This is a genomic window from Methanosarcina spelaei (assembly GCF_002287235.1).
Taxonomy (GTDB): Archaea; Halobacteriota; Methanosarcinia; order Methanosarcinales; family Methanosarcinaceae; genus Methanosarcina; species Methanosarcina spelaei.
Genome location: NZ_LMVP01000031.1, coordinates 1 through 14,520, shown reverse-complemented (window position 1 = coordinate 14,520; position 14,520 = coordinate 1). Strand labels below are relative to the sequence as shown.

The following is a 14,520-nucleotide window of genomic DNA, read 5'->3' as shown; positions in this document are numbered from 1 at the left end:
ATTTCTTTATTGTTTTTGTGTTTGTTCCGGCTGCATTCTTTACTGTTAAGCTTACAGTATATTTTCCGGCTTTAGTGTACGTGTATGCAGGATTCTTGGACGTTGAAGTTTTTCCATCTCCAAAGTTCCACTTCCATGAGGTTGGTGAGCCTGTACTTTTGTCAGTAAACTGTACCTTCAGCGGGGCATTTCCCGAAGTTGGGGATGCAGAGAAAGCAGCAACCGGAGCTTTCAAAGACCCTGCGACGGTTATGTAATCTTTTTTTGTTACCGTACTACTGCTTTTAGCATTCTTTACTGTCAAACTAACGGTATATTTCCCTGCGGCTGAATACTTATGGGTTGGGTTCTTCTGGGTTGAAGTTGTTCCGTCTCCAAAGATCCATTTCCATGAAGTTGGTAAGCCTGTGCTTTTGTCATAAAACTGTACCTTTAGTGACACTTTTCCTGAATTCGGAGATCCCAGAAAAGCAGCAACAGGAACTATCGGCTTTTCAACTATCTTATTTCCGCTTATTTCGGGATTTTTAACACTTTTGACTGTGATTCCGGAAGAGGAATTAGAGGTATTCACGTTTATTAAGATATTATTTTGTATTTTCACAGCACCATTTTTCAAGGAATTTCCATCGATATATACTCCTTCCCGTCCCAGGTTTTCAAAAGTATTTTTAGAAATATCTAAGTTTACCCCGTTTATCAGAAACTTCTGATACACGCCTTGATGAGAAAGATTGCTAAAAGTGTTCTTATTTATTATTATATTCTTGAAACCTCCATAGAATGGAAAAATGATTCCACGCGTCCCACTGTTTTGAATATTATTCCTGATTATAAGCGTGTTGTCGGTTCCGTTTCCTCCCTCATACATATTACCTAACATATCGTTAAACGTGTTGTTTTCGTAAACGTGTACCCCGTTACTTACGGCACCGCGTGCAAATATCCCTCCATATCCGCCAAAAACGTCATTGTCAGAGAATGTGGACTGTTGTGTGCCATCTGCAAATGCAAAATAGAATGGAAGCTCTTGAGGTGACCTGTACTCTAAAAATGTACAATAGTATAGGGTTTCAGATGTTATCTGCGGATATATTTTGTTTCCAGTTACAACAAAATTAATAGTATCAGCGTGAGCATCAACAACATTAGAACCTGTAATGTTTGCTCCTATCAGAGTGTTATCAGTGATAAAAACATCCCGATTTAAAGACTTGAGTTCAGCTGAATTGCCTGTTACAGCATGCCTGCAATTCTCTATGTGATTATGGTCAATATTGACAAAAGCCGTACCACTAGCTGCGTTTACACCGTATCCAGAATTGGGACGAAGCGAGTTGTAAATCTCATTATTATTAACACTCACATTAAAACAGGAGTACAGACAAATAGCGCCGAAACCACAGTTATTGAACCAGGAGTTAGTAACAGAACTGTCCGTACAATATTGCATAGCAAGTCCATGATGAACCGTTGTACTATCTGTGTCCTCTAGCCTTATATTCTTTATATGTATCTGAACAGGTCTGTATGTTTCGACTTTCACAGTCTCGGATAATTTATAATCTCTAAGAAGCGGTTGATTTAAAGTAATAACATTTCCACTTACACTTTTAACAGCATAAACTTCTCCTGTCATTTGATCTGGATAATTATCTGGATAATTTAAAGGGCACCACGGAACATTTTTCCAGATCTTAATCAAGTCGTTCTTGCGAACCTTGGAAGCGTCAGTTAATACAATTTTAGACGAGCCTTTTTTAGCGTCAGTATTCAGGGCTCCGCTTATGATCTGTGATCCACCGAAATATATATCGTTATATTCTTTATCAGAAATTTGAATGTGAAGAGTTACTTTTCCTTCGCCTATTATATTCAGATTTTTATCTTTTTGATATACTCCTTTTGTGATATAATAATCCCCTTTTCGGATAGTTATTGTATCCCCGCTTTTTGATTTGTCCAGTGCCGCTTGAATGCAAGCTGCATCATTTGCATAATTGGGTGTGTGAAAAAAACCTGGTGCAGCCGGACCAGTTTCTTTGTCAATTACAATATTTGCCGCCAAAGCTGCATGGCTAATTAGCACAAGATAAAAAAGAGTAAGAATAAATATCGTTATAAAATTTTTAAATTTTTTCAAAATATCTCTCCTAAACCTGTTTAACTTAATATACCGCGTCGTTGACCTTTCGGAAGAACCTGAGAGGGCTCCACAAGACAAAATTAAAAAATCTATTTTTACCTTGATAAGTTCTATTATTTTTTATAGATATTAACTTTTATTCTGCAAAATCCGAATTTTTAAATTCCCATATCTGATTCTTTTACGTAACTGGATTATAGTTTCCAAAAAACCCTTTTTTAGCGGTAAATTAGTTAATCAATCATTTTTTTATAAACTAATTGGCTAATTTTTAGTAAGAAAAGAGTTCTGTATCAAGCGATTGACTTAAACCTGTAAAATCCTTCGATGCTATCTTTACAATCCGGTTATAAATAATAGGTCCAAGGAAGCAGGCTGGAGAGATCAAGTAATTTTCGTCTTCCTTGAACCCATTAAAACTACTGAATCTTACAAAGAAGCTTATAAACCCTTTGAAGGCGAAATCTCTAAACCGGGAACAGTTCTTCAAAGGATTTCTTTTGCTTCTTCTCCAAAAGGTTACGATGTAACCCACATGCAGAATTCATTATTTTCCAGTCTTGCTTCGAAGTAAGGGACAAGTATATCCAACAGGTCTTTCTTGGTCTGGTAGAACTGATAGAATAGTGTTCTCCAAGGCACATCTCCTGTAATATCAATACCGGATCTTCTTATATTTTGATTCATAGTGTATCTTCTCTGGTCATCAATATTTTATTTTGATGGTAACTCTGCAGTTTCAAACCAGAACTTTGCTATAGATTTAATTACTTTTATAAATTGGTCAAAGTCAACAGGTTTGGTGATATAGGCATTAGCGTGCAGATTATAAGATTTAAGTATATCTTCTTCAGCTGTAGAAGTAGTTAGAACTACTATCGGTATATTTCTAAGGTTCTCGTCTTGTTTTACTTCTTGAAGAACTTCACGCCCATCTTTTTTCGGTAAATTTAGATCCAGAATTATTATATCCGGGCGTGGGGCGTCTAAAAACTGTCCCTGTTTGTTTAAAAATAGGATTGCCTCTTCTCCGTCTTTTGAAACATGAAGATTTTTTTTAGTTTTATCTCTTCAAAAACTTCTTCAACTAAGTCGACATCGCCTTCGTTGTCTTCTACCAGAAGAATTTCTACTTCTTTGCTTATAATGTCCATCTTTAACACTTCCTACTATATTATAGGGTGAAGCGTAAACCCCTGAGTCTTTAGCTCCAGGGGTATAAGCGTCAACCTAAACAGTTAATTATTTTTAATTATATGAAATTCTTTCTATTATTATCTATATTATAATATTAAATATTGACATCACAAACAAAATTAGAAAACCAGGTTGAGGAGTTGGAGAACAGATATCCTCATACCTCACGAGATTTAGAGAATAAACCAAAAAGAACAGATCAAAACAATGGGTATCATCAAGAAAAAATTGGAATCAAAACAACCGGGATAGCTACTTTTCAGTCTTGTTTCCTATAGTTTTGGTACTCAAAAAAATTACTGGACTCCTGAGGATCTCACCTGAAGGTCAGCACCTGCAGATTACGCAATATAAAAATTAATTACATTTTAATATTTTATAGCAATGAAATTTCCATGAAATTTATCGATTGTTATAATGAAATATTCCTTACAAGGACTCAGTACCAAAATCCAGTGATGAATGTAAAATTCAAAATCACTGGATTTTGTAAGTGGTCACAATCCGTTTGATACGACATTGGGGTTGAAGTCTTTAGATATCGAATATTGATCTTGATGAAAACCGGATTCTTCTTTCGAATTCAGATTTTCAATCAAGAAATACAAAAATCACTGGATTTTGGAACAGAATCCTTACAAGTGACAACAAATATAATAGACCCCTTGAAAAATGATTAGTTTTTTAAGATATATTAAACATTATTTTCCCAATTAAGTATAGTATCAGCTCTTCCCCAATTAAAGTACATCCTTTAAAAGGCCTATTTGCTGTTTAAAGGATTTAAATATTTCTATTGGTAAATTAAACGTTGATTTTTCCTTACTTTTAACATTGAATTTTGTATGGATGAAAATGACATCAAATGCCTTGTTTATAAATAAACATAAATTGTGAACAAACGAAGGTTTCATATTGACCATTTGTTCCTTTTAAAAGTCATTATGAATTATTTTTCTAAAAAATTGGTTTTTAGAGTGTACTTTATTTGGGGAGATTCTAAATGCATATCTATTGTCCAAAACAAGTATTTTGTATTCTTAGTTTTAACACTGATTTGGAAGGACCCTAAAATATAAAGCATAACACATTTCGCCTTATTTGCAAAAATATTTTGAGTTGTTGCTCTTGATAATTTACTCTATGAAATTATTTTTTAAACCTAACATTCTCCTTCATGTCAAATACCTATTGTTTATTTTTCCATCCTTAATCCTATAGAGAATTTGATAAACCTCTAATATCAAGAAGTTACTTATATACCATTTATAAGCAACCAGCCATAAATTGAGGTTTATCGAAACTCTCTATAATAGATTGTAAGCTCTCTCAAGCTCTGTTGTGAGAGTTGTTTAACTTTTTTACTAGTGTCAAATCAATTATCAAGGATTCAATGATTCCTAATAACTGCACTCGATTTTATACGACATTTTGTGTTTGACTCGACACTAGGCTTCAAACTAATATTATAGAGCATTATATAGCCTATCCTGAAAGGTACTTTATCTTTAATCGTTGGGAATTTTTAAATTTATTTTCTCGATCTTGAGCTTGATTGATTACTCGCAATACATGGCCCAAGAAGCAGATTTCAGGTTATGAGATGAACTCTATGTCAAAAATTGTTTACAAGCAAAAAGATACGATTTACACGATTTTAATGACATTAAAATTTATAAAATAATATATTTTTTTAATTATATTGAAATTTTAAATCAGAAGTAATCTTTCGTATCGGTTATGATATATATGTCTGTATTATTATAATTGTATAGATTAAGAGTAATAGGGTTTCCTCTTAATCTTTGGGTTGGATCGCAGGTAGGGTTTGAGAATAGGGACTCAACACCCTACCATCTACTTCTTAACTGATTTCTTAACTGATTTTCTTAACTGATTTCTAACTGATTTCTAACTGATTTTCTTAACTGATTTTACAATCTATTGTTTTGTACTTTCACTTCATAATCCGTATACACATTTTACTTCTTTTAATCCATACACACATTTTACTTCTTTTAATCCATACACACATTTATTTTGCAGCTTATGGATAAATACAGGGCTCTGCAACGCACATAAATATAAAAGTTAATAGTTTCTCAACCTTCTTATTTCTAAATATGCCTTCTAAGCATGGTTATAAAAACTAAGTATCGAGAGTTGAATAGCAAGAAAGAAACAAAAGACTCAGTAGTGAAACTAAGTGATGAACATAAAATTAGGTCACCAAATTTCGTAATTAGTTACAAATTTTGAGATATAGCTTAGAAATTAAAATCTTTAGATCTCGAATACGATTTTAATTAAAAACAATTTCTTCTTACGAGTTCAAATTTTCAATCAAAAAATACAAAGACCACAAGAATTTGGAAAAAGAATCAACAAAGGTTAAAGAGATATAAACTTCTACTGACTATTTGAAAAAGATTAACGCCAGGCTGGACTTGAATCCACAAAATCCTTCAGTGTAAGTTTTCTAGAGCCTTATACAATGGTAATTGCCCCATGTACACATGCATTCAAACATACACCGCAGTCATTGCATTTATCTTCAATGACAAACGAAACATCATCGTCGTTGATGGAAATTGCACATGCAGGGCATTCACCTATACAGTTTCCGCAACTCTCACAGGAGTTGGCATCAATTTTTGCTACCATGTTTTTTCACTCCTTATTTTATCAGCATGTTAAGTTCATTCACTGAATTATAAAAATAACTGACGGTTCTGATAGTCTGAAGGTTAGGTTAAATTTTTAATAAGTGCTAAAGAGGGCATCAGGTATTTGAATATCCGGAAACCCATTTCCTTACTCTGACTTAATAATATAAAAATCTATACAATTTTTTAATCTTCTAGTACTCTAACGTCAGTAGATGGGGAAATGACAAAATTAGAATTATCACTTGAGTGAGAGAAAAATCACTTGAGTGAGAGAAAACAGGGTTCTGTAAAGTATGAAGAAGGTGGATATTTTAGAACCTCGGTATCAGCTGGAAAGGAATACTAATCTTCCGTAGACTTTACAGGACCCAGGACTTAACTTAAGTCTGGCGTTTTTGGCCTGGTTACAACTATCGCACAATGAGAACGTATTTTTATTTTTTGCCTGTTCTTACGTTTCTTCGCTTTTTATCCTTTTGATTGGGTTTATTTCCTGGTTTTTTACTGCAACCCACTTTCCGCAGATGTACACAAAAATGCCACTTATTATCTCAATACGGCAATAAGCTAAAAACTTAAAATCGGATTTGATGAGATAATATGGCAAATCGGCAAATAAATTCTACATCTGTGTACATCTGCGGAATGTAGGCTGCAAAATCTGAATACCAATTTGTTTCCAATTGATGTTAGTAAACAAACTGGTGGTACTGGATTTGAAGCAGTTGAACGCGATTGGCTTTTGGAACTGATCTCTTCCTGAATATAGTTACTTAGCTGAAACAAATAATGAAATATATTGTAAATAATAATAAGCTTTACTATTGATAAGGGAAATAGAAAATATTTATTTAATTGTGGGATCTGGGGGAAACAAATGAGAAGTAAGATTTTTTCGACTTTGTTAGCTTTTGCTTTTTTGTTACTGGTCACAACAGTCGCGTCAGCTGGACAGGAAATTCAAATTACACCGTATGGCGAGAGAGGTCTTAATCCTGCTATCTATGACAATAAAATTGTATGGTTGGACAATTACTTCAATGGAAGTCTCCACCTGCGAGATTTGTCTACAGGCAAAGAAATACGGATAACTGAAGATCCATGGTACTCATATCTTGCTATTTATAACGATAAAATGGTATGGGGGTCTGGAGGACAAAATATCTATTTATATAATATACCCACAAATAATAAAACTTTACTTTCAATTCCTGGATCGGGAAATCAAGGAGTAAAGGATTCTTTAACTATATATGGTGACAAGGTCGTGTGGAGGGATTGGAGCGATGGTTATCGGGATATCTACATGTATGATTTCTCTACATATAATAAAACTCAAATTACAACTAACCAATCAACTAAGGACCCTACCATATACGGTGACAAAATAGTATGGCAGGACGATCCTGGCTTTGGAAGTTCATACCATGATATCTATGTGTATAATCTATCGACTTTCAATGAAACTAGAGTTACAACCAATGGATCAGCATCTAGCCCTAAAGTCTACGGTGACAGGATTGTGTACATTGAAAGTAACAACATCTACTTCCATAATCTCTCAACTTCTATAGAGACTCAGATTACATTCAATGAATCACAAAAAGATAAGCTTGCTATCTATGGTGACAGGATAGTGTGGCAGGATAATCGCAACGGAAATTGGGATATATACGTATATGATCTTTCTGAAGACAAAGAAATTCAGATCACCAATGATGAATCAGATCAACTTAACCCTGCTGTTTACGGTGACAAAATAGTGTGGGAAGATTATCGTGATGATAAAGAAAACAAGTACTATTGCAGCATATACATGTACGATTTCTCAGCTGAACCTACAAGACCATTTGCTTCTTTTTCTGCTAATATAACATCTAAATCAGGAAATGCGCCGTTAACTGTATTATTTACTTATAACAGCACGGGTGGAACTCCGACATCCTGGTATTGGGATTTTGGAGATGGTATAAACTCAAAACATGCTCAAACCGCCACACACACATTCAAAAAACCTGGGACATATGATGTTAGTCTTACAGTAACCAATTTCGCAGGCAATAGCACGCTGAAGAAATCAAATTATATTACTGTCACTCCTCCACAAGCCCCTATCGCAGACTTCTTTTCTCCAGAAGTATATCATTCTGACACTTATGGAGGGTCAGTTCTCACAAAAACCGTATCATTTGTCGATAATAGCACAGGGTCGCCTACGTCCTGGCTTTGGGACTTTGGAGACGGTAATACCTCCACAGAGCAAAATCCAACCCATGTATATGATATCGGAGGAAGATATACCGTAAATCTAACTGTTAAGAATGCTGTGGGTAGTAATACAACAAGTAAGTATGGATATGTACTTGTTGGCTTGGGTGATGAACCTGTTGGTCGGGAATATTTCTCCTCAAGTGTAACATCCGGGGATGCACCACTGAAAGTAACGTTTCATGGAGGAGCCGGATATGCCAATGATTGGAGTTTTGGAGATGGTTCTCAGCAAGGTGTTGGTGAGAACCAAACAGTAGAGCACACATATCTGGAGCCCGGACAATATACCGTGAGCTTATTTGAATACAATGTCGGTGGCACAGCTGCGATAACAAAATATCATTATATTACCGTAACCGGACTTACAAGACCATATGCTTCTTTTACTTCGGAAAAGGTGTCTGTTCCAAAGTCACTGACAATAACATTTACTGATACAAGCATTGGAAAGCCTACATACTGGTACTGGAATTTTGGAGATGAAAATTCTTCAACCGAACAGAATCCAACTCACACATATTCTGCAGCAGGAAACTATACGGTTTCCCTGACGGCAAGTAATGAGAACAGTACAAACTCAACGTTTAGGGTGATCGATGTATTCAAAACCACAGGACCATTTGCATATGTTACTAGTGACAACAATATCTCCGTAATCGATACAGCCACAGACAAAGTAGTAGACATAATGGAGATAGGAAGTGGTTTAACATGGCTTGCAGTCAATTCGGAAGGAACAAGGGTATACGTGCCGAAAGAAACAAGTGGCGCTGTCTCCGTGATTGATACAAACATAAGCAAGGTTATATCCACCATTAAAGGATTAAGTTCACCTTACGCAATTGCAATTGCTCCAGACGGAAAAAAGGCATATGTTACGAACAACACCGGTGCTGTCTTTGAAAATGGCACAGTCTATGTTATTGACACAGACACTAATACTGTTACGAATACAGTTAAAGTAGGCAGCGTTCCTCATGGAATTGCAGTTAGCCAAGATGGAGCAAAAGTATATGTGACAAATTATTACGATATCTCTGTAATTGATACAGCAACAAACAAGGTTACATCTGTGTTCAATGCAGGACAGTATCCTGATGGAATTGTAGTTAGTCCGGATGGAACAAAGGTATATGTGACTAACGGTGGAAGCGACAATGTCTCTGTAATTGATACAGCAACAAATAATATTATAGCTACGATACCTGTAGGAGATAATCCTGTTAGAGTTGCGGTCACTCCGGATGGAACAAAGTTATATGTGACGAACCACAAGGGAAATACCACATCTGTAATTAACACAACAACCAACACCGTCACAGCCAGAGTGCCTGTAGGAGAATGGCCCATGGGAATTGCAGTCACACCGGACGGAAAAAAGGTATATGTGGCAAATGCCGAAAGTGACAATGTCTCAGTGATTGACACAGCCACAGACACTGTTACAGCTACGGTGAATGCAGGAATCTATCTTAGAGAAGTTGCAGTTGCCAGATGAAAAATGATACTTTCTACCACAAGAACTATAGTTCCAACGTAACCAGTGATAATTCTCCCCTTTTTGAAAAGAAAAAATGAAGTTGCGAAGATTGAAAAATAACTGATTAATGACGAAAAGACAAACTTAAGTAAAAGAAATCCAGGGTTTGAAAGAATTTATGGGATAACTGGATTTCTTTATATGTTTTTATTTTATAGTGCTTGTTCAGTAAAAAATTATTTTTTCATATGTACTTGTGTAAATTCATTAGTAAGATTGCGCTTCATTGTCTAATCCGAAGCAACAACTGTCAAGCGATCGTATCAGAGCATTATGTCCGCAGCAGAGCGAATCCTCCGGATATTGCTCCTCTGGCTTTTCAGACTCTTTCCGGTTGCTGTCCTGGCCATTGGATCGGCATCCGTAGGCAAGCTGAATAATAGACCGGTCAGCGCCTCAACCTGCGTTACCGGCACTTGCCATGTCTTGAACTCATCGTCGAAGAACTCCATACTCTCCAGATAATTCTTCTGAGTACGCAGGTAGGCAGTGGCGTTTAGCTTTCCGTTCTTATTAACGAATGTCACCACTTTCCAGAAATCGGCAGGCAGGAGGTACTCATCACGGTAAATCATATCGTCTTCGCGGAAAACGGGACCGGTGAATACTGATATCTGCACATTGGCATTATCTGCAGTCTTCAGTATATAGTCCTCCACCTCAAGCCAATCACGCTGGTTAAGGCGCTCGTGCTGGGGCGAACAGTTCGTAAAATGGAAAGTATCCTCTCCCGCTTCCTTGGCGTTTGGCCCCCAGCAGGGATCCAGCCGGCGAACAAGATGTCCGCGGTCAAGTGGATTGCCTTCATACAATTTGGGTCCGGCCTGATATTTCTGGTCGAGACGCGGATCAAAGTACCATTTGTCACGGTCGCGTTTGATTTTCTCCAGTTCCTTGCCGTCAATATTGGCTGCGGTATAGAAGGCCAGCTTTCGATCGGCATTCATCACAATTGAGAAGTGCAGGTAGGTGAGGATCTCGCCCCCATCCTTTAGCTTTGCGATTTTGGACTGGAGGTTATCAGCCAGCCTGGGAAGTGGCAAATGGTGCAAAGAACCCAGAAAATCGGGGTTGTAACCATCTGCCAGGTGGTAATGTTCCTTGGGCAATTCTCCCAACTCCATGGCTGCGCCGGGGATCGGTTCTGGAGCAGTTATGATCGCAGGTCCGATCGGACCAGTGCCATGGCTGCGAAGCCTGCGCAAAGCTTCGGCTGCCATTGGTTCGTTCTCGCTGCGCGATTCCAGTGCTTGGAAGATGCGACTAATACGTATACCCTCATTGGCTACCCAGGCTATGGTGCTGGGATCGTCGATGCTTTCTCGATAAGGCTGACCGTCTGTCTTGAGGATGTTGCCCTGGGCATCTTTCATCGGCACTCCTGAGTGGTGCAGGCCCACAACCAGCCACTGATCGTTGAACACGGGCGAGCCTGAGGCTCCGGGTTGAGTGTCGGTCATATAGTGCAGCCAGTTGTCGAAGATATCTACAACCTCGTTTTCCCGAAGGCAGCATTGCTTGAGACCACCCTCAGGATGCTGAATGATGGAGACGTACTCGCCGTTCAGTACCTTGCCGGTGTCTTCCACGAGACGCAGTAATCCGTAATTGGTAAGCTGTATCCCTTCTGTGGTAACGGGGGCAACGGATACCAGTGTGAAGTCCATGTCCGGATCGGTGACGAATACCTCGTCGGGTCGCAAGTTGAAGGATTTGGATGTCTTTTGTTGACCATTTATATCTTGTTCAAACTCGAATTCTGCAAAACTCTTTCTTGCCAGCTCTGCTGTATAGAGGACATGGTTATTTGTCAGCAGCAGATTTGGGCCGACAAGAAAGCCCGTGCCGTAACCTTCTGGCCTGCTGAAGGGATTCATAATCCGGACCCTGCAGACTGGTCTGGCCGCGAGCAGTCCAAGTTCCAGATAGGAGATACCGACAAGATCACTCTTTCCCATGATCCTCTTCAAGGCCAGGCCATCACCTGGTTCAAGAAACATCAGGCGCTTTTCTATGGGTTGTGCCTCCGTCAAAGGCCTGATGATCTCACGTCTGAATCTCTCGCCTGGCCACTCCATTTCAGTGGCTTTCTGCCGGCTATAGCACCTTTCAGAGGCTTTTCTCTGTTGCTCTTCTTTTCGGTCATTTTCAAGCATATCTTTCCCCCATCATGACCCAACGGTTTCAAATAATTGTAACCTATGGAGGCCGATATTGAGTTTTGAAATAAATATATTAATATAATCTAGATATTATAGTGCAAAGTATAGAGAAAATATCCAAGTTATAATGTTTTTATACACATTTGAATATAATATTAGAAAAAATGAATATAATTATTTGGAATTTTAGATTAGTATTAACATTGTTTTCTGTTGTTATTTTCTTGACATATGTGCTTTTGATATAGAAAAAGCACCACTTTTCATATGTTCCGGAAGCCTTTCGATGTCCCAGATATAGAACATCGAGAAAAAATAGTCGAACAATTATAAAGGAAGCGCTGACGTAGAGTAGTCACTTTACTTATTCTAACTACTTTGATAGGTCTTCTGGGATATACCGGGTCATCTGACTACGAGCGATAGCCTGGATTTTCATATGTAAAATCCTTGTAAAAGACTCTGTTCCAAAATCCAGTGATTTTTGCATTTTTGATAGAAAGTCTTAATTAGCAAGAAGAATCCAGTTTTTATCAAAATCGATATTCGCTATCTAAAGACTTGAATCACTAAGTTGTATTACATGGATGGTGACCATTTATAAAATCTAGTGATTTTGAGTTTTACATTCATCACTAGATTTTGGTACTGAGTCTTGTAAAAATAGTTAAAATAAAAATAAATTTAGAAAATGTATATTGGCACCATCTTTGCACTAAAGTTAAAAAAAATTTTACTTACTTTATAAATAAAAACGCTATATGAGAATTAGTTTTAGAGAGAGCACTTTCCAACTATATTGTTGTTACTTTTCACAGTTGAGTATACTTTTTGACATTGTATATATCCCAAAAAGCTAGTGCGAGGGGTGGGATTCGAACCCACGAAATCCTTCGATACCGGATCTTAAGTCCGGCGCCTTTGACCGGGCTGGGCAACCCTCGCGCTTTGAAAAAAGCAGGCAGGTTTTTTGGACTGCAAAGATTCCTTATACGGACATGCTTTAAATAAAGTTAAATTATTTAAAGTTTATTCTCTAACTCATGGAAATAACATTTCTTGGCACTGGAGTTGCGATCCCGCAGAAGAATAGGGTACAGTCCGGAGTGCTTGTGAGACTTGAGGAAAAGCCACTACTTATTGATTGTGGAAGTGGCGTATTGAACAGGTTTCCTGAAGCTGGTGTTTCTCACACTGATGTGGATACGGTATTGCTTTCGCACCTTCACCTTGACCACGTGGCTGACCTGCATCCTCTCATTAAGGCAAACTGGCTCCGTGGAAACACGAGTATGAAGATCTACGGGCCTGAAGGAACCGAAGAGTGGTTTTCAAAAGTGATTGACGCTTATGAATATCTTCAGGAAGAAGTGGATGTAGATATCATTGAGCTCGTCTCAGGAAAAGAATTTACTCCCGAGGGATTCGACTGTGAGATTAGCTGTACGGCAGCCACACATAGTGTTCCAACGCTGGCTTACCGCGTGACTGGAGAAGACGGGGAATTCGTTTATTCCGCAGACACCGAACCCTCCAGAGATATTATGGACCTTGCAGCCGAGGCCGATCTCCTAATCCACGAGTGCTCTTTTCCTTCAGGAATGAAAGTCACAAACCATACTACTCCCAGCTCACTTGCCGACATCCTGGAGGAGTATACTAACGAAATCGGAAGCATCTGCCTTACACATTTCTATCCGGAGATGCGGGGGCACGAAAGAGAAGCAGTGCACCGCCTGAAAGGGTATTTTGAAGGAGAAATAATTATTGCCGAAGACCTCATGAAACTTGAGTTATGATAAAACACAAAGTGAGATGTTGAGGTACGAGTAATCCAGGAGGTACAAAGTGAAATTCCGGCTGTAAATAAAGGCTGTACTGTTTAAACCAGAGGCAACCCGAACAATAGCAAATCATTCGGAAATCCTCAAATTTTACTCTTAGTCCTTCTTGAAAAAAGGCTAAACTTTGAATTGTTTACTCTTGAATTATATGGTTCTGGGTTTACCTATAAAATCATCTAACTGTATCCTATCATGTGATTATGCATCCTTATAATTAAATATCAGAAAAACAGGATCATTCTCATACAAGAGAAAAGCCCTGAAATACCGTTTGTATTTATTTATTTATTGTTACTATTCAGGTAGCCTTTTTAGGGCTACACAATTTTTCCTCTTTTCGAGGAAAAATTGGATTTACAATGAGTTATTTCTATCTTTGATGAAACGTGAAGAGATTCTTGCTCTGTGTACTTCAAACCCTGAAGTTATTGCAACTTACATTGAGAGTCTTGAATCTCAAATAAAACAGCTTAGTGAAAAATTGCAAGTTTTAGAATCTCGCTTAAATCAAAATAGCAGAAACAGCAGTAAACCTCCTTCTACTGATTTTTTTGTCAAAGGAAAACCTAATCCCAAGAGTCTCCGTAAAAAGAGCGAAAAGAACCCTGGAGGTCAAGAAGGTCATCCAGGAACAACTCTTAAAATGGTTGATAATCCTGATTAGGTAATAGAGCATTCTTTGAACTGCTGC

At 37.8% G+C, this 14,520-nt stretch carries 7 protein-coding genes, 1 tRNA gene and 2 pseudogenes; 3 read left to right on the top strand and 7 right to left on the bottom strand.

The genetic code is table 11. From position 1 onward, the window contains the following. From ASJ81_RS02770 to ASJ81_RS02755, 5 genes and pseudogenes are all read right to left on the bottom strand, one after another. Positions 1–2,143 (bottom strand): PKD domain-containing protein (locus tag ASJ81_RS02770; protein ID WP_245859730.1); only part of this gene is annotated, 2,143 nt, incomplete at its 3' end. A gap of 525 nt (positions 2,144–2,668) precedes the next feature. After that, a pseudogene (locus ASJ81_RS24365) lies at positions 2,669–2,833 on the bottom strand (MEDS domain-containing protein); the annotation flags it as partial. 27 nt (positions 2,834–2,860) lie between these two features. Continuing rightward, positions 2,861–3,166: a response regulator gene (locus ASJ81_RS02765; RefSeq protein ID WP_245859733.1), complete on the bottom strand. Its 306-nt coding sequence runs from the start codon at positions 3,164–3,166 to the stop codon at positions 2,861–2,863. Further along, entirely contained in the window at positions 3,154–3,300 is a 147-nt protein-coding gene (locus tag ASJ81_RS23535) for a hypothetical protein (protein ID WP_245859728.1), read from the bottom strand. Before ASJ81_RS23535 ends, ASJ81_RS02765 begins: the two co-directional genes overlap by 13 nt. A 2,530-nt stretch (positions 3,301–5,830) precedes the next feature. Further along, positions 5,831–6,007 carry a 4Fe-4S binding protein gene (locus ASJ81_RS02755; RefSeq protein WP_095643142.1) on the bottom strand — a complete coding sequence of 59 codons (177 nt, stop codon included), beginning with the start codon at positions 6,005–6,007 and terminating at the stop codon, positions 5,831–5,833. 882 nt (positions 6,008–6,889) lie between these two features. Here ASJ81_RS02755 and ASJ81_RS24130 point away from each other — a divergent pair. Then, the gene (locus tag ASJ81_RS24130) at positions 6,890–9,781 is read left to right on the top strand and encodes a PKD domain-containing protein (RefSeq protein WP_095643141.1); all 2,892 of its coding nucleotides are present in this window, start codon (positions 6,890–6,892) and stop codon (positions 9,779–9,781) included. A gap of 305 nt (positions 9,782–10,086) precedes the next feature. On the opposite strand, the gene ASJ81_RS02745 is transcribed toward ASJ81_RS24130, so the two are convergent. After that, positions 10,087–11,979 (bottom strand): DNA/RNA non-specific endonuclease, encoded by a 1,893-nt coding sequence (locus ASJ81_RS02745; protein ID WP_095643140.1) that lies wholly within the window; start codon positions 11,977–11,979, stop codon positions 10,087–10,089. 866 nt (positions 11,980–12,845) lie between these two features. Then, a tRNA-Leu gene (locus ASJ81_RS02740) sits at positions 12,846–12,930 on the bottom strand. 98 nt (positions 12,931–13,028) lie between these two features. Here ASJ81_RS02740 and ASJ81_RS02735 point away from each other — a divergent pair. Then, complete coding sequence (locus tag ASJ81_RS02735; RefSeq protein WP_095643139.1) at positions 13,029–13,784, top strand: MBL fold metallo-hydrolase; 756 nt, start codon at positions 13,029–13,031, stop codon at positions 13,782–13,784. A 421-nt stretch (positions 13,785–14,205) separates the two neighbouring features. Beyond that, positions 14,206–14,490: pseudogene (locus ASJ81_RS02730) on the top strand (DUF6444 domain-containing protein); the annotation flags it as partial. Positions 14,491–14,520 lie beyond the last annotated feature (30 nt).

Bases quoted from the DNA above. Each gene is read 5' to 3' on its own strand.
- ASJ81_RS24130 (WP_095643141.1), top strand. From the start codon at position 6,890: ATGAGAAGTAAGATTTTTTCGACTTTGTTAGCTTTTGCTTTTTTGTTA.
- ASJ81_RS02745 (WP_095643140.1), bottom strand. From the start codon at position 11,979: ATGCTTGAAAATGACCGAAAAGAAGAGCAACAGAGAAAAGCCTCTGAA.
- ASJ81_RS02735 (WP_095643139.1), top strand. From the start codon at position 13,029: ATGGAAATAACATTTCTTGGCACTGGAGTTGCGATCCCGCAGAAGAAT.
- ASJ81_RS23535 (WP_245859728.1), bottom strand. From the start codon at position 3,300: ATGGACATTATAAGCAAAGAAGTAGAAATTCTTCTGGTAGAAGACAAC.
- ASJ81_RS02755 (WP_095643142.1), bottom strand. From the start codon at position 6,007: ATGGTAGCAAAAATTGATGCCAACTCCTGTGAGAGTTGCGGAAACTGT.